This window comes from Nocardioides daphniae (assembly GCF_004777465.1).
In the GTDB taxonomy this organism is placed as follows: Bacteria; Actinomycetota; Actinomycetes; order Propionibacteriales; family Nocardioidaceae; genus Nocardioides; species Nocardioides daphniae.
Window position 1 is genome coordinate 1,946,020 of sequence record NZ_CP038462.1, and the last position, 14,882, is coordinate 1,960,901.

Here is a 14,882-nt window from a genome sequence, read left to right on the forward strand (position 1 = left end):
CGTTCGTCGGTTCTCCTGCCAGGACCGCGCCGCCGACCTAGGCTTTCGGCGGCCGACGACGAGGAGGAGACGTGCCGGCTCTCTTGACCTGCCCCTCTGCCGTGGCGACGTCCGCGCCGGATCGTCCGGGTGCCTGTCCTGCCACCTGTCGATGGCCGACGTCGCGAAGCACCAACCGCGTTCGAGCACCTCCAGGGTTGCTCGTGCGGTCGGCGTACGGCTGGCAGGTGTGCTGCTGTACGCCGCGGCCGTGGCGTGGACGGCGCTGCAGATGCGTGACGCCCTGGTCTTCGTCGTCCCGGCCGCCGTGCTCGGGGGCGGTCTGCTGCACGTGTGGAAGGGCAGGCCGGGGTGGGGACTCGTCGTCTTCACCGTGGTCGTGGTGGCGCTGCCGCTGGTGATGACGCCGGCGCTGGGTGCGGGGTTCTGGACCAACCTGCGTCAAGGCTTCTGACGCCGCAGCAGTGCAACGAGAGCGGCTCCGAAGGCGGCCACCACCCCCACCCGTCGCGCCAAAGCGGTGGAGCGGGGAACGTCAACGGCGGTGGGAACAGGTCCGTCCCCCATCGTCGGCCGGTGCTCCACGCGATCTCCGTACCGGTTGGTGCCTCCCAGCGTGATCCCGAGGGCACCGGCGAATGCCGACTCGACCACGCCGCCGTTGGGGCTGGGATGCCCGGCCGCGTCGCGTCTCCACACGGCCCAGGCGCGACCGGAACGTGACGGTTCGGCGACCAGCACCGCGAGACCGGCCAAGCGCGAACCTGGCAGGTTGAGGACGTCGTCCAGCCTCGCGGATGCCCAGCCGAACCGGTTGAACCGGGCGTTGCGGTACCCCACCATCGCGTCCAGCGTGTTGGACGCCCGGTGCGCCAGGAGCCCGGGGACGCCTGCGACGGCCCCCCACACCAGCGGTGCGGTCACCGCGTCGGAGGTGTTCTCGGCGACCGACTCGACCACTGCCCGGGCGATCTCCTCGGGCGAGAGGGCGCTCGTGTCGCGCCCCACGAGGTAGGTCAGGCGGTGCCGCGCGCCGTCCAGGTCGTCACGGGCGAGGAAGTCGTGGACCGCCAGCGCCTCCCGTTCGAGGCTGCGGCCACCCAACACCGTCCAGGTGGCCACGGCCGTGACCGCCGCGTGCAGGACGGGCCGACGTCGGGCGCACCGTTCGAGACCGATCCCCAGCGCGGCGCATCCCCCCACGAGCACTGTCGTGTACGCAACGCCCCGTGGGCGCGAGTCGGCGTGCAGGCGTCGTTCGAGACCGCCGGCAACCGTGCCGAAGGTGGCGACCGGGTGGCCCCGGCGCGGGTCGCCGAGGAACCGGTCGGCCGCGAACCCGAGGAGGAGTCCCGCTGCCCGGGAGAAGGCCAGCGCTGACGATCCGCTCATGCGCCGAGCGCGGCCGCGGCGTCCGCACGCACGTCGTCGAGCGCGCGCAGCAGGTCGGCCGTCGTCTCCGGCGGGCGGACCGCGATCCTGGCCCACTCGCCGTCCAGCCCCGGGAACGTGTCTGCGCGGCGCACGGCGACGCCGCGGACGCGCAGCGCCTCCCGCGTACCAACGCCGAGCCTGGCCAGCACGAAGGAGGTCTGCGACGCGACGACCTCGACCCCCCGCTGCTGCAGGGCGGCGACCAGCTCCGTACGCCACGAGTTGATGCGCCCGGCACGGAGCGCCCCCTCCTGGGCCGCTTCGCTCGAGGTGCAGGCGCGTGCGGCGGCGATGGCCGGGGCCGACACCGACCACGGCACCTGCTTGGCCGCCAGCCCTGCCACGGCGCGGTCGTTGCCGAGCACGTAGCCGGCCCGGATCCCGGGATCGACCAGTGCTTGGTGAGGCTGCGCACCACCAGGAGACCGCGGCGGCGGTCGCCGGCGAGCGACTGCTCCTGGCCGACGACGGCGTCCATGAAAGCTTCGTCGACGACCACGACGCGTTTGGGCCGGCGAAGCTTGAGGATCTCCTCGGCGGGGTGGAGGACACCCGTCGGGTTCGTCGGGTTGCCCAGCATGACCAGGTCGGCGTCCTCGGGCACCGCCGAGGCGTCGAGGCGGTAGCCGTCCTCGGCGCGGCAGTGCACGACGGTGACTTGGCGGCCGGCTCGCTCGAGCGCCGCGTGCGGCTCGGTGAACTGCGGGTGCACCACCACCACGTGGCGCCACGGCTTCCACCGTGCGATGAGCTCGAACGCCTCCGCTGCTCCCGCCGTCACGAGCACCTCGTCGGGGCGCCGGTGGTGCAGGTCGGCTATCGCCTCGCGTGCGGGGGCCACGTCGGGGTAGGTGGTTGAGTGCTCCACGCCCTCGCGCAGTGCTGTCTCCAGCCACGCCGGCCGCGGCTCGGGGTGGACGTTCACGGCGAAGTCGGCCAGGCCGCGTCCGGTCTCGACGTCCCCGTGGTGCAGGAGGGGGTCGGTGACGGCAGCATCCGGCACCGGCAGGGCGACCACCGTCCGGTGCGGCGCCGGAGCCGCGACCGGGGTCGCCCGCGCCGCCGCCTCGGCCAGACGCTGGGCCATCACAGGGTGCCCGGCCCAGTGGGTGTGCAGGTACGAGGCGTGCAGGGTGGGGGTGGCGACGCCGATCAGCTCGCCGTCGACCTCCCAGGCCGGCGGCCATCCGCGTGCGGGTGCGGTCAGCGCCGTGCGGTGGAACTCGTGGCCGTGGACCCGCTCCCCGGCTCGGGTGAGCAGGTTGTCACCAGCCGCGACCGCCGCGGGGTAGCGGAGGGTCAGGCGCTTCGTCATGGCTGCGCCGGTGCCGATGACCCCGGCCATCGCGGAGCCGTCCAGCTCGTCGAGGAGGTAGAGCAGGCCAGCGCACTCGGCCACGGTGGGGAGTCCGGCGCGGACGACGTCGCGCACCTGCTCGAGCAGGGCCCGGTTGCGGGCCAGCTGCTGGACGTGCACCTCAGGGAACCCACCGCCCAGCAGGAGCGCCTGGGTTCCCTCGGGCAGGGTTCGGTCACGCAGCGGGTCGAACGCAACGACACGGCAGCCCGCGGCGCGCAGCAGTTCCTCGGTCTCGGCGTACGCGAAGGTGAAGGCGCGCCCTCCGGCGACGGCGACCACGGGCGCCGGGCCCTGCACCGGACGTACCTGGCGGTGCGGGTCCCAGGCCTCGCCCGTGAGGTCGGGGGCCTGCCGGGCGACCTCGAGCACCGCATCGAGGTCGACGTGTCGGGCGACCTGCTCACCGAGCCGCGCCACGACGTCGGCCGACTCATGTCGCTCCCCCGCCGGCACCAGTCCGAGGTGCCGCGAGGGCGAGGAGATGGCGTCGTCGCGGGGAACGACGCCGAGCACCGGGAGGCGCAGGCTCCGCTCGACCTCGGCCACGTTGCGGGCCGAACCGGCCCGGTTGAGGATCACACCGACGACGTCCACCTCGGGGTCGTACGCAGCCATCCCTGCCACCACGGCGCCGACGGAGCGCGACATCCGGGCGATGTCCACGACCAGCACGACCGGCGTACGAGTGAGGGTGGCGACGTGCGCGGTGGAGGCGAACCCGTCGGTGCCGATGCGTCCGTCATGGAGACCCATGACGCCTTCGATCACCGCGACATCGGCACCCCGGGCGCCGTGCAGCAGCAGCGGCGCGATCCGCTCCTCCCCCACCAGGTGGGGGTCGAGGTTGCGGCCCGGGCGGCCGGTGGCCAGGGCGTGGTAGCCGGGGTCGATGTAGTCGGGTCCGACCTTGTGGCCCGACACCTCCAGCCCCCGCGCGCGCAGCGCAGCCATGAGCCCGGTGGAGACGGTGGTCTTCCCCTGCCCGGTCGAGGGCGCCGCGAGGACGACCCGGGGCAGGACCGTGGTGGCCGGCGCGGGGGTCACCACTCGATGCCTCGCTGGCCCTTCTGGCCGGCGTCCATGGGGTGCTTGACCTTGCCCATCTCGGTGACGAGGTCGGCCACCTCGATCAGCTCCGGGGCGGCGCGGCGGCCGGTGATGACGACGTGCTGCTTGCCGGGGCGGTCGCGCAGGGTGGTGACGACGTCCTCGGGGTCGACCCAGCCCCACGCGATCGGGTAGGTGAACTCGTCGAGGACATACAGGTCGTGGGTCTCGGCGGCGAGGCGGCGCTTGATCTCCTGCCAGCCTTCGGCGGCGGCCCGCGCGTGGTCCTCGGCGTCGCCCTGCTTCTTGGTCCACGACCAGCCGGCGCCCATCTTGTGCCACTCCACCGGGCCACCCTCGCCGGTCTCCTCGTGGAGGCGGCCGAGACGTTCGAGGACGGTCTGCTCGCCGATGCGCCACTTGGCGGACTTCACGAACTGGAAGACACCGATGTTCCAGCCCTGGTTCCACGCCCTGATGGAGAGCCCGAAGGCGGCGGTGGACTTTCCCTTGCCGTCGCCGGTGTGGACCATCAGCAGCGGGCGGTTGCGGCGCTGACGAGTGGTGAGACCGTCGTCGGGGACGGTGAGCGGCTGACCCTGGGGCATCAGATGACCTCTTCGAGAGTGTGGGAGACGACGTCTGCGGTCGCAGCGGACACGGCCGACAGGGCGGCGAACGACGCCACCTCGCCGATGACGGTGATGGCGGGTGGAGCGAGGTGCGCGGCGCGGGCGGCGATCTCGATGACCGGTGCGTGCACCACCCGCTGGTCGGGGTGGCCCCCGCGGGCGATCACCGCTGCCGGGGTCGTGGGGTCCAGCCCATTCTCGACGAGCGTGGCGGTGATGTCGGGCAGCGTGGCGACGCCCATGAGCACCACCAGCGTCGTCCCGGACCTGGCGAGCGCCGCGTAGTCGAGCGTGGACGCAGGGTGGCCGGGTGGCACGTGGCCCGAGATCACGCTGAAGCCCTGGACGAGCCCGCGGTGCGTCACCGGGATGCCCCCGAGCGCGGGAACCGCCACCGAGGAAGTGACGCCCGGTACGACGCGCACCGGCACGTCCGCCTCGGTGCAGGCCAGGAGCTCCTCCATTCCGCGTCCGAAGACGAAGCCGTCGCCTCCCTTGAGACGTACGACGCGACGCCCGGCCCGCGCGTGCTCGACCAGGAGCTCGTTGATCCGTTCCTGGGGGGTGAAGGCCCCGCGGGGAAGCTTCGCGACGTCGACGACAAGTGCGTCCGGGCTGGCCCAGGCGAGCGCCTCCGCGGGGGCGAGGTGGTCGACCAGGAGGACGTCGGCCTGCTCCACGGCAGCTCTACCGGCCACCGTCATCAAACCGGGGTCTCCCGGGCCGCCTCCGACGAGGGCGACAGTGCCCGGCAGCAGGGGCGCCAGGGAGCCCATCAGGCCACCCGCCCGTTCACGACGTCGACCAGCCCGGTGGCGCTGACCTGCGCCATGGGCAGGTGCTCTGCACGCAGGTGGGCGGCAAGGGTGCGTGCCAGGCCCAGGCGCAGCGGGCCGTCCTCGCAGTCGACGACGACGCTGGGCACCCGCAGGGCCGCGAGGTGCTCGGCAGCCATCCGCGAGCGCTCGACCGCATCCACCCCGGCCGTGGCGCGACCGTCGGTCACCATCACCAGCAACGGGCGCAACCGAGCGTCGCGGAGGCGCTCGCGTCGCAGCAACGCGGCGGAGGTGAGCAACCCCTCGGCCAACGGCGTACGACCTCCCGCAGGCAGGTCGTCGAGCAGCGCGGCGGCCACCTCCACCGAGCCGGTCGGCGGCAGCGACAGGTCCGCATCAGTTCCGCGGAAGCTGATCATCGCCACCTTGTCGCGTCGGCGGTACGCGTCGGTGAGCAGCGAGAGGATCGCGGTCTTCACCTGGGTCATCCGGCGACGAGCCGCCATCGACCCGGAGGCGTCCACGCAGAACAGCAGCAGGTTGGCCTCGCGCCCCTCACGCACGGCCGTGCGCAGGTCGCTGACCTGGAAGGCGAAGCGGCCACGGTCCACGGCCGGCCGACCGCCTGCGTGCCGCTCGGCGGCAGCACGCAGGGTCTCCACGAGGTGCAACGACCCGGATCCCCCACGCCCCGGCACGGCGCCGACGCGACGGCCGCTGGCGCCCAGCGCGCGGCTGCGCCGTCCCGGCGTGCCCTCTCCGATCCCGTCGACGGTGAAGAGGCGGGGACGGAAGGCGGCCTCGGCCTTCACCGTGGTCGTGCGGTCACCCGCGGGTTGCGGCGGTGCGGGCGGCCGCGGTGCCGTGGGTGTCTCACCAGACTCCGCGTCGCTGGCCGCTGGGTCGGTGCTCTCGCCACCGTCGGTGTCATGCGCGTCCGCCGTGGCAGGGTCGCGCTCCGTGCGCTGCGATTCGCCCTCGGCCTCGCCGGCGGTATCGGTCGCGGAGGGCGACTGCTCGCCCTGGGGCTCGTTCTGGGATTCGTCCCCGTCGGTGTGGCCCTCCGGATCCGGCGGCTCGGGGAGCTCGTCGTCCCCCAGGAGTCGGTCGAGCAGGTCCTCGTCGAGCCCGGGTGCGTCGAACGGGTTGCGCCGGCGGCGGTGCGGGAGGGCAAGCAGGGCCGCTGCCCGGATGTCGCCCCGGGTGACGAACCGGCGGCCGGCCCACGCGGCGTGGGCCACGGCCGTACGCGCGGTCACGATGTCGGCGCGGAGGCCGTCGACCTCGAATGCCGCGCAGATCTCGGCGATCTTGAGCATCGCCGCCTCTCCCAGTGCGACCTCGGCAAGTCGGGTGCGGGCGTCGGCGATGCGTTGGGTCAGCGCTTCCTGGCTGGCGGCGTACGCGGCGACGAAGCCGGCGGGGTCGTGGTCGAAGGCGAGGCGACGGCGTACGACCTCGACCCGCAGCGCGGGGTCCCGGGGCGCGGCCACCTCGACGGTGAGCCCGAAGCGGTCGAGCAGCTGGGGGCGCAGCTCGCCCTCCTCGGGGTTCATGGTGCCGATCAGCACGAAGCGCGCGCCGTGGCCGAGCGAGACGCCGTCGCGCTCGACGGTGACCTGGCCCGTGGCGGCGGCGTCGAGCAGCAGGTCGACCAGGTGGTCGTGCAGCAGGTTCACCTCGTCGACGTACAGGACTCCGCGGTGGGCGCGCGCCAGCAGGCCGGGCTCGAACTCGACGGCTCCGGCGGTGAGCGCCTTCTCGAGGTTGAGGGAGCCGAGCACCCGGTCCTCGGTGGCGCCGACGGGCAGCTCGACGAGGCGGACCGGGCGGCTGACCACGCCGCTCGTGCCGTACGCGGCGTCGGGTGACGTGGCCGCGGGGTCGTGCGGGTCGGCCGAGAACCGGTCGTGCTCGTGCACGTCGATCCAGGGCAGCACGTCCGCGAGACCGCGGACGGTGGTCGACTTGGCCGTCCCCTTCTCGCCCCGCACCAGGACACCGCCGATGTCGGGGCTGATGGAGGTGAGGACGAGGGCGAGGCCCATGTCGTCGAGACCGGAGGCGGTCGTCGGGTCGTACGCGCAGCCGACGACGGCAGAAAATGGGTACTTCAGTGGCACGTTGAGGCTCCCGCTCGTAGGCCATGGATGGCTGTCCGCGAGGCCGGTCTTCGGACTTGTCGAGTCACTCCTGACGGAGTGCTCGGCTCACCGCAGCGGGCCTGTGCCGGATTCTCACCGGCTTCCCAGATTCTCCCCGTTGTCCGTCCCCACCGTTTCCGATGGCTGGGGCGCAGGGGCACCTCACGTGTGGTGCTGACGATAGCCTCCCGTCACGTGGATGACATGACGGGCCCTCTCGGTGGACACCTCGTGACGGTCGTCGGGGTGGGTGCCGACGGCGTCCTAGCCGCCGGCTGCGAGGCGCTCGTGCGCGAGGCCGACGTGCTGATGGGCGGGCGCCGTCACCTCGACCTGGTGCCGGAGGTCGAGGGTCAGGAGCGACGTCCGTGGCCGACGCCGCTGGCCCCCTCGTTGCCGGGCCTGCTGGAGGAGCTGCGTGGCCGTCGGGTGGTGGCGTTGGCGTCGGGCGACCCGATGGTCTCGGGCATCGGTACGACGCTCGTCCGGGCCCTGGGCACCGAGGCCGTACGGGTGGTGCCCGCGGTCTCGTCCGTGGCGCTGGCCCGGGCGCGTATGCGCTGGTCAGACGAGGAATCGGTGGTCGTGACGCTGGTCGGTCGGCATGAGGCGCGGGTGCTCCGGGAGGTGGCTCCCGGACGCCGGATCCTGGCCCTGACGTCGGGGTCGGAGACTCCCGCCATCGTCGGTGAGCTGTTGAGCGAGACGGGCCACCCGGACGCCGTGATCACCCTGCTCGGAGACCTCGGGAGCGCGGCGGAGTCGCGGTCCGTGAAGACCGCGCAGGAGTGGGCTCAGGTGGCTGCCGCGGACGTTCCGTCGCTGCACGTCCTGGCGATCGAGTTCCCCGAGGATGCTGGGACGAGGCGCGCGTCGTGGGTCGCCGGTCTGCCGGACGACGCCTTCGAGAACGACGGTCAACTCACCAAGCGCGACCTGCGCGCGTCGGCACTGGCCCGCCTCTCCCCGCCCCCGGACAGCACCTCTGGGACGTGGGTGCCGGGGCTGGCTCCGTGGGCATCGAGTGGATGCGCGCCCACCCCAGCTGCCGTACGACCGCGGTGGAGGCCGATCCTGAGCGCGCCGCCCGGGTGTCCCGCAACGCGGTACGCCTCGGTGTGCCCGACCTGAGGGTCGTCGAGGGACGAGCGCCCGATGCATTGGCGGGGTTGGACGCTCCCGACGCGATCTTCATCGGCGGTGGCGCGACGCGCCGGCGTGCTAGCCGCCTGCCTCGCCGCTCTCCGGCCCGGTGGACGTCTCGTGGTGCACGGGGTGACGTTGGAGACCGAGTCACTGATTGCGGAGGCGTATCGAACCCACGGGGGCGAGCTGACTCGCCTGGCGGTCGAGAGCACACACCCCGTCGGGACCTTCACCGGGTGGACGCCGTTGCGCACCGTGACGCAGTGGAGCCTGTACGTCTGAGTCGATGCGCGGTGCAACACTCCACCCACTATGGGTCACCTCAGACTGTCACCAGTCGGTGCAGCAGCCCCTCCCTTCGGTCTTTCACCGAGAAACGGCCACGCTCGTTGATAGACCTTGTCGCTGTCGACATCGACGGGCAGCAGGTGGGTGTCCTTTCGCCGACCCAAACCGCGAACTTCATGCCGCTCGTGCGGAGAGCCGAAGCCGAAGGCAGGCAGGTCTATTGCCGAGCCTCCTTGCGAGGCAACACGTTGAAGGCCGATGTGGCGCTCCACGCCCGGAAAGCGCACGAGCTCGATGAGACGGAGTTGCAGGAGCTCTTCGCGACTCGCTTGAACTGAAGCAGGTGGCATTAAGAGCCTGACCTCGGGTTTCAGACGTCTGGACGTGCCTGCGTAGCGCGTCACACCCCCGCGTATGCCCGCTGCGTTCGACACATACCAACGCGCAACCTAGTACCTCCGTGGTCCCCCTCGCGCCAGAGCACCATCACCACGTGCCGCTCAAGTCCGTGGCGGACGTCAACCCGACCTTCATGCCCACCGATGAAAAGGGGTCAACGCTGCTGACGCTGCTTGCCATCGAGTCACAGGTGACGGAGCTCCGACTCCGGGTCATGGCTGCTGCGGAAGACCTGGCCGAGCGCGAAGGGTTCCACACCTCCGCCGGATGGTTGGCCCACCACGGGCGCGTGCGCCGCAGCGACGCGGCGGCTGATTTGGGTCTCGCCCAAACCTTGGCCAGGGAGCTGCCGGTGCTGGCGGCCGCGCTGCGGGAGGCGCGCGTCAACGTGGCGCAGGCGCGGGTGATCGGGCACGCCGTGAGTGAACTGCCGCGCCGGATCGGTGAGGACTTGATCGCCCGCGCCGAGGCCGAGCTGGTGCGGCTCGCGGAGCAGCACGACCCCAAGGAGCTGACGGTCCTCGGTCGCAGGATCCTCGAGGTCGTCGACCCGGAACGGTTCGAGGACGAGGAGCGTCGCAAGCTCGAAGCCGCGGAGAAGCGGGCCCAGGAGAAGCAGCGGCTACGCCTGCGCGCTATCGGGGACGGGACCACTCGGATCAACGGCGTCGTGCCCGACGCGGTGGCAGCGCGACTCGCCACCTACCTGCACGCCTTCACCAACCCCCGCCGGTCGGACGGTGCTGTCCGCAAGACCAGCGATGAGCAGTCCAACGTCGAGAAGAACGGCGTCGGGCACGCGTCAACCACCCGCGGCGCCTCGCCGAGGCGTTCGGCCAGCTGCTCGAGACACTCGACCCGAGGCGACTCCCGATCCATGGCGGCGACGCCACCCACCTCACCGTCACCCTCTCGTTCGAGGCCCTCAAGACCGGGCTCGGGACGGCGACCCTCGACAACGGCGTCCCCGGCGACGGGTGCAACCGCATCTCCGCGAGCGAGGCCCGCCGTCTCGCCTGCAACGCCGAGCTGATCCCCGCGGTCCTCGGCAAGTACTCCGAGGTCCTCGACGTCGGCCGTGCCTCCCGGCTCTTCACCAAGGCGCAGCGGCGGGCACTGCTGCTGCGCGACACCACCTGCCGGGCCGAGGGCTGCTCGATTCCCGGCACCTGGGCCGAGGCGCACCACCTGGTGCCGTGGTCCCACGGCGGAGAGACCAATGTCGACAACGCCGTTCTCCTCTGCAGCAGGCACCATCACCGGGCGCACGACGCCGCGTACGACATGACTCGCCTCACCAATGGCGACTACCGATTCGCCAGGCGGACCTGAGCCACCAGGCCGCTACTCCTCCAGCCGCTTCCCCAACCGATCACGGGGGGGCTGTACAGGTACGACTCCCCGCCCGCGCGCGTTCCCGACGCGGCCAGCGCGCGCCCCACCAGCACGACGGCCGCCTGGCGCAGGCCTGCCTCCTCCACCGCCTCAGCGATCGAGTCCACCGTCCCCCGCAGCACCAGCTCCTCCGGCTGACTTGCCCGGTGCACGACCACCACAGGGCAGTCACCACCGACGACCGGTTCCAGCTCGGCCATCAGCGCACGCGTCCTGGTGATCGCCAGGTGCAGCACCACGGTGGCACCGGTGGCAGCGAAGTCGGTCAACGACTCCCCCGCGCCCATCGCGGTCGACCTGGCCTGCGTACGCGTGAGCACCACCGACTGCGCCACCAGCGGGACCGTGAGCTCGCTGCCAACCCGCGCCGCCGCCGCGGCGTACGCGGGCACGCCGGGCGTCACCGACCACGTCACGTCGGCGGCATCGAGCCGCTTCGTCTGCTCGTGCAATGCCGAGTACAACGACGGGTCGCCCGAGGTCAGGCGTACGACGTCCAGGCCAGCGCGCGAGCCGTCGACGAGGTGCGCCGTGATCTGGTCGAGGTCCAGGTCCTGGGTGTCGACGAGCGTGGCGCGCGGGCCGCAGTGCGAGAGCACCTCGGGGTCGAGGTACGTCCCCGGGTAGAGCACGACGTCGGCCGACGCCAACAGGCGCGTCGCCCGCACCGTCAGCAGGTCGGCGGAGCCAGGCCCGGCGCCCACGAAGTGCACGGTCATCGCACGAACCTCGGCGTCCACACCCCAGCCGGCGAGACCCGCGTCGACGAGGCCCCCACGATCAGCAGGCACTTCATGTCGATGGTGCTCGGGTCCAGCTCGCCCAGCGTGGTCACGTGCAGCGCCTCCTCCGCGCGTCCGACGTCGCGGCCCACGACCACCACCGTCTCGGGGCTCTTGTGCTCCAACAGCACCCGGCGTGCGGTGGCGACCTGCTCGGTTCGGCTGCGCGAGGCCGGGTTGTAGACGGCCAGTACGAGGTCGGCCTCGGCCACGGCGCGCAACCGCTTCTCCACGATCTCCCACGGCTTCAGCCGGTCCGAGAGGCTCATCACGGCGAAGTCGGCTCCCACCGGAGCGCCCGCCCGCGCGGCCACGGCCTGCACGGCGCTCACTCCGGGAAGCACGCGGACGGAGACGCCTGAGTACGCCGGGTCCTCCGCGGCCTCGAAGACGGCCGAAGCCATCCCGAACACGCCCGCGTCGCCGCCGGAGACGACGGCGACCTTCTCGCCGCGCCGCGCCAGGTCGAGCGCGAAGGCTGCCCGGTCGACCTCGACCGTGTTGCCCGACGCGTGCCGGGTGAGTCCCGGTCGCTGCGGCACCCGGTTGACGTACGGGGCGTAGCCCACGACGTGGTCGACTTGCGCCAGCGCCTCGGCAACCTCGGGGGTGAGCCAGCCGTCCGGCCCCGGGCCCAGGCCCACGACCAGCACCTCCGCCGGGACGCCTGCCGCCTCGAGCCACGTGTCCGCCGCCACCGGCTCAGCGCACTCGCGTGAGCGCCGCCCGTTCAGGCTGTCCCCGGTGACCACGATGAGCGAGAAGTACGGCACGGTCGACTCGTCGACTTCGACCGCCGGCACCCACCGTTCCTCGGGCATCGACGCCCGCTCGACGTACAGCGCGTGGTCGAGGCGTCCCGCTGCGGCGAGCGCGCGGCGTACGGCAGGGAACGTGCGGCCGAGCTTCATGATGATCGCGCCGTCGGTGTCGGCCAGGCGCCGCGCGAGCTCGGGCTCGGGCAACGTGCCCGGGAGCACAGTGAGCACGTCGGTCTGCCGCACCAGCGGGCTCGCGGTGGCTGCGGTGGCGGCCAGGAACGCCGGGACACCAGGCACGATCTCGGTCGGAAACCGGTCGGCCAGGCGGTCGTGCATGTACATGTACGAGCCGTAGAAGAGCGGGTCGCCCTCGGAGAGCAGCACCACGTCACGCCCGGCCGCGAGGTGTGCGGCCAGGCGCTCCGCGGACTGCTCGTAGAACTCCGCCAGCACGCCGGCGTACCCACCCGGGTGGTCGGTCGTCCCGGTGGTGACCGGGTAGGTGAGCTCCTCCTCCACCACCCCGGCAGGAAACAGCTCAGCGGCGATGCGTCGTGCGTTCGATTGCTTGCCACGTGCTGCGTGGTAGGCGACGACGTCCGCCGAAGCGATCAGTCGGGCGGCCTTGCGGGTGATCAGCTCGGGGTCGCCCGGGCCAACGCCAACCCCGGCGAAATGGCCTGTGGTGACGACGGTGATGCTCATTCCTGCTCCTGGGCGAGTGCGTTGAGCGCCGACGAGGTCATCGCGGATCCGCCGCGCCGGCCCCGTACGGTGACGAACGGGATGTCGATGCCGTGGTCGGCGTGGAGGTCCTCCAACGCCTGCTTGGACTCGGCTGCACCGATGAAGCCGACCGGGCAGCCCACGATGGCGGCCGGCCGCGGAGCACCGTCGACCAGCATCTCCAGCAGGTGGAACAGGGCGGTGGGTGCGTTGCCGATGGCGACGACCGCTCCTTCGAGGTACGGCTCCCACAGCGACACCGCCGCGGCCGTGCGTGTGGTCCCCCACGCCTCCGCCAGCCCCGGCACGACCGGCTCGTTGAGCGTGCACACCACCTGGTTGTCAGCCGGCAGCCTGCTGCGCGTCACGCCCTTGACCACCATGGTCGCGTCGCACAGCAGCGGCGCACCCGACTCCAGGGCGGCCCGGGCCGCTGGGACGAGCTCCGGGTGGACCACAAGGTCGTCGACCAGGTCGACCTGACCGCTGCCGTGGATCATCCGTACGGCAACCTTCTCGGCGCTCGCCGGTACGCCCGACAGGTCGGCCTCACGCCGGATGGTCGCGAAGGAGTCGAGGTAGATCGCCGGGCCACGGTCGACGTACGGGTAGTGCCGCTGCGGCCGTCGGGGCTGGAAGGTGGAACTGGTCACGCTGTCTCCTCGGGGATGAGAACGCCACGCCACGGGGTGACGACGAGATGGGATGCGTCGGCGCAGAGCCGCTCGACGGCTGGACGGTCAAGGCCCTCCTCGGGCACGGGTACGTGACGGCCACCGGGGACCGAGCCGTACGGCAGGCGCGCACGCGCGGTCGGCAGGAGCGACGACGGACGCTGCGGCAGCTCGAGCGGCTCGGCCAGCTCACGGACGTGCCACGCAGCGCTCTTCCCGTGCCCGCGTACGGCGAGGAAGCGACGGGCGAGTCCGGCGAGGTAGCGGTGCGCCGATCGCAGCGGTACCACCGGCCCCCAGGCGTCCCCGACCCGTACCTGCCCACGTACGGCGTCCAGTGCGACCAGCCCGAGGTCGCAGCTGCGCTCCACGAGGTCGCCGCGCCCGTCGTCCAGGACGAAGAGAAGCGCCCCGGCAGCGCAGCCAGGTCAGGAGCGTCCGTCAGGGCGCCGTCCAGGGCCGCGGTGACGCTTCGCAGGTCGGCGCGTCCGTGGGCCAGCCCGGTCTGCGGGGACACGAGGATGTTGCGCGCGAGGTCGTGCGCGAGGCTCGGCAGCAGACCGGTGGACACGAGGGCCTCGAGCGCTTCACTCGTGAGGTGCGTGGTCCCAGCGGCGGCGGGCAGGCCCCGCACCTGCAGGTTCGCGCGCGTGGTCACGTACACGCGCCCGTCCCCGTGGCGCTCGGCCGTCGTGAGCAGTGCCAGGAGTTGGCGTGAGGTGACGTGTCCACCGGGCAGCCGCAGCCGCACCAGCAGGCCGTCGTCCGCAGGCCACGGGCGCAGCGCGCCGGGGCAGCGGTCGGGTCGGGACCGGTTCACCGAGAGTCTCCAGATTCGAGTCCGGGGTCCGTACGCGGGGACCCACCCATGACCCGACGACGGATGTCGTCAGGGCCAGCAGGTCTTCGGACTCGGATCAACCGGGAGCGGACGCCTTCCCAGGATCCGAGGATCCCAGTGGCTGCCGTTGCCGGCGTGTCCGTCCCGTCCCCTCACCGCTGCGCGTCAGTTCCGGAATTGCACCGGATTCCCTGACTCCACGTGGGAGTACGACTGGCTGGCGCGACCATACCGTGCCTGAGGACAGACCTTGCGGCAGGCCCACATCCGACCGCAAGCACGCCCGTTTCTGCGCGGATCCCGCGAGCATCCTGCTGCTGTGACGCCGCCGGCCGCGGGGAGCACACGCCCACCACGAAAACCTGTGAGAACCCGGGACTGACGCGAAGCGGTATGCCGAACGGCCGATGCAACGAGCCCCGCACCACCGGTCTCGCAAGGCGCCTCGTTCCGAACAATCCCAAGCCCAATGAC

The 14,882-nt window shown here is 72.2% G+C and carries 11 protein-coding genes, 3 pseudogenes and 2 riboswitches; of the genes and pseudogenes, 4 read left to right on the forward strand and 10 right to left on the reverse strand.

All coding sequences use genetic code 11. The features are described from left to right. Positions 1-151 precede the first annotated feature (151 nt). Positions 152-454 carry a hypothetical protein gene (locus tag E2C04_RS09595; RefSeq protein ID WP_135832414.1) on the forward strand — a complete coding sequence of 101 codons (303 nt, stop codon included), beginning with the start codon at positions 152-154 and terminating at the stop codon, positions 452-454. Here E2C04_RS09595 and E2C04_RS09600 read toward each other — a convergent pair. The 5 genes and pseudogenes from E2C04_RS09600 to E2C04_RS09620 form a co-directional block, all read right to left on the reverse strand. Beyond that, entirely contained in the window at positions 442-1,392 is a 951-nt protein-coding gene (locus E2C04_RS09600) for a cobalamin biosynthesis protein (RefSeq protein WP_135832415.1), read from the reverse strand. The two genes, E2C04_RS09595 and E2C04_RS09600, sit on opposite strands and share 13 nt — an antisense overlap. Further along, positions 1,389-3,841 (reverse strand): annotated as a pseudogene (locus E2C04_RS09605) (cobyrinate a,c-diamide synthase). The gene E2C04_RS09600 and the pseudogene E2C04_RS09605 overlap by 4 nt, the downstream one beginning before the upstream one ends. Next, positions 3,835-4,449, reverse strand: a complete 615-nt coding sequence (gene cobO, locus E2C04_RS09610) for a cob(I)yrinic acid a,c-diamide adenosyltransferase (protein WP_135832416.1) — start codon at positions 4,447-4,449, stop codon at positions 3,835-3,837. Before cobO ends, E2C04_RS09605 begins: the two are co-directional and overlap by 7 nt. Further along, positions 4,449-5,249 carry a uroporphyrinogen-III C-methyltransferase gene (cobA, locus tag E2C04_RS09615; protein WP_135832417.1) on the reverse strand — a complete coding sequence of 267 codons (801 nt, stop codon included), beginning with the start codon at positions 5,247-5,249 and terminating at the stop codon, positions 4,449-4,451. Before cobA ends, cobO begins: the two co-directional genes overlap by 1 nt. Next, positions 5,249-7,375: a VWA domain-containing protein gene (locus E2C04_RS09620; RefSeq protein ID WP_229721599.1), complete on the reverse strand. Its 2,127-nt coding sequence runs from the start codon at positions 7,373-7,375 to the stop codon at positions 5,249-5,251. The genes cobA and E2C04_RS09620 overlap by 1 nt, the downstream gene beginning before the upstream one ends. Positions 7,376-7,411: 36 nt before the next feature. Next, positions 7,412-7,563, reverse strand: a riboswitch (cobalamin riboswitch). A 37-nt stretch (positions 7,564-7,600) separates the two neighbouring features. On the opposite strand from E2C04_RS09620, the gene cbiE reads away from it, so the two are divergent. From cbiE to E2C04_RS21985, 3 genes and pseudogenes are all read left to right on the forward strand, one after another. Next, entirely contained in the window at positions 7,601-8,527 is a 927-nt protein-coding gene (gene cbiE / locus E2C04_RS09625; protein ID WP_238694226.1) for a precorrin-6y C5,15-methyltransferase (decarboxylating) subunit CbiE, read from the forward strand. Positions 8,528-9,362: 835 nt separating this feature from the next. Then, positions 9,363-9,989, forward strand: a pseudogene (locus E2C04_RS09630) (DUF222 domain-containing protein); the annotation flags it as partial. An 80-nt stretch (positions 9,990-10,069) separates the two neighbouring features. Continuing rightward, the gene (locus E2C04_RS21985) at positions 10,070-10,561 is read left to right on the forward strand and encodes an HNH endonuclease signature motif containing protein (protein WP_371870096.1); all 492 of its coding nucleotides are present in this window, start codon (positions 10,070-10,072) and stop codon (positions 10,559-10,561) included. Here E2C04_RS21985 and E2C04_RS09640 read toward each other — a convergent pair. The 5 genes and pseudogenes from E2C04_RS09640 to E2C04_RS21445 form a co-directional block, all read right to left on the reverse strand. Then, positions 10,537-11,343 (reverse strand): cobalt-precorrin-4/precorrin-4 C(11)-methyltransferase, encoded by an 807-nt coding sequence (locus E2C04_RS09640; protein ID WP_135832419.1) that lies wholly within the window; start codon positions 11,341-11,343, stop codon positions 10,537-10,539. The genes E2C04_RS21985 and E2C04_RS09640 overlap by 25 nt on opposite strands. Then, complete coding sequence (locus E2C04_RS09645) at positions 11,340-12,872, reverse strand: precorrin-2 C(20)-methyltransferase (RefSeq protein WP_135832420.1); 1,533 nt, start codon at positions 12,870-12,872, stop codon at positions 11,340-11,342. Before E2C04_RS09645 ends, E2C04_RS09640 begins: the two co-directional genes overlap by 4 nt. Further along, a complete protein-coding gene (locus tag E2C04_RS09650) occupies positions 12,869-13,546 on the reverse strand; it encodes a precorrin-8X methylmutase (protein WP_135832421.1) in 678 nt (225 codons plus the stop codon). The genes E2C04_RS09645 and E2C04_RS09650 overlap by 4 nt, the downstream gene beginning before the upstream one ends. Next, positions 13,543-13,938 (reverse strand): hypothetical protein, encoded by a 396-nt coding sequence (locus E2C04_RS19775; RefSeq protein ID WP_238694555.1) that lies wholly within the window; start codon positions 13,936-13,938, stop codon positions 13,543-13,545. Before E2C04_RS19775 ends, E2C04_RS09650 begins: the two co-directional genes overlap by 4 nt. 302 nt (positions 13,939-14,240) lie before the next feature. Beyond that, positions 14,241-14,387: pseudogene (locus E2C04_RS21445) on the reverse strand (nitrite reductase); the annotation flags it as partial. Between the two features lie 60 nt (positions 14,388-14,447). Then, positions 14,448-14,641, reverse strand: a riboswitch (cobalamin riboswitch). Between the last annotated feature and the right edge of the window lie 241 nt (positions 14,642-14,882).

Coding starts and splice junctions, on each gene's coding strand:
- E2C04_RS09595 (WP_135832414.1), top strand. CDS start 152: ATGGCCGACGTCGCGAAGCACCAACCGCGTTCGAGCACCTCCAGGGTT.
- E2C04_RS09600 (WP_135832415.1), bottom strand. CDS start 1,392: ATGAGCGGATCGTCAGCGCTGGCCTTCTCCCGGGCAGCGGGACTCCTC.
- cobO (WP_135832416.1), bottom strand. CDS start 4,449: ATGCCCCAGGGTCAGCCGCTCACCGTCCCCGACGACGGTCTCACCACT.
- cobA (WP_135832417.1), bottom strand. CDS start 5,249: ATGGGCTCCCTGGCGCCCCTGCTGCCGGGCACTGTCGCCCTCGTCGGA.
- cbiE (WP_238694226.1), top strand. CDS start 7,601: ATGACGGGCCCTCTCGGTGGACACCTCGTGACGGTCGTCGGGGTGGGT.
- E2C04_RS09640 (WP_135832419.1), bottom strand. CDS start 11,343: ATGACCGTGCACTTCGTGGGCGCCGGGCCTGGCTCCGCCGACCTGCTG.
- E2C04_RS09645 (WP_135832420.1), bottom strand. CDS start 12,872: ATGAGCATCACCGTCGTCACCACAGGCCATTTCGCCGGGGTTGGCGTT.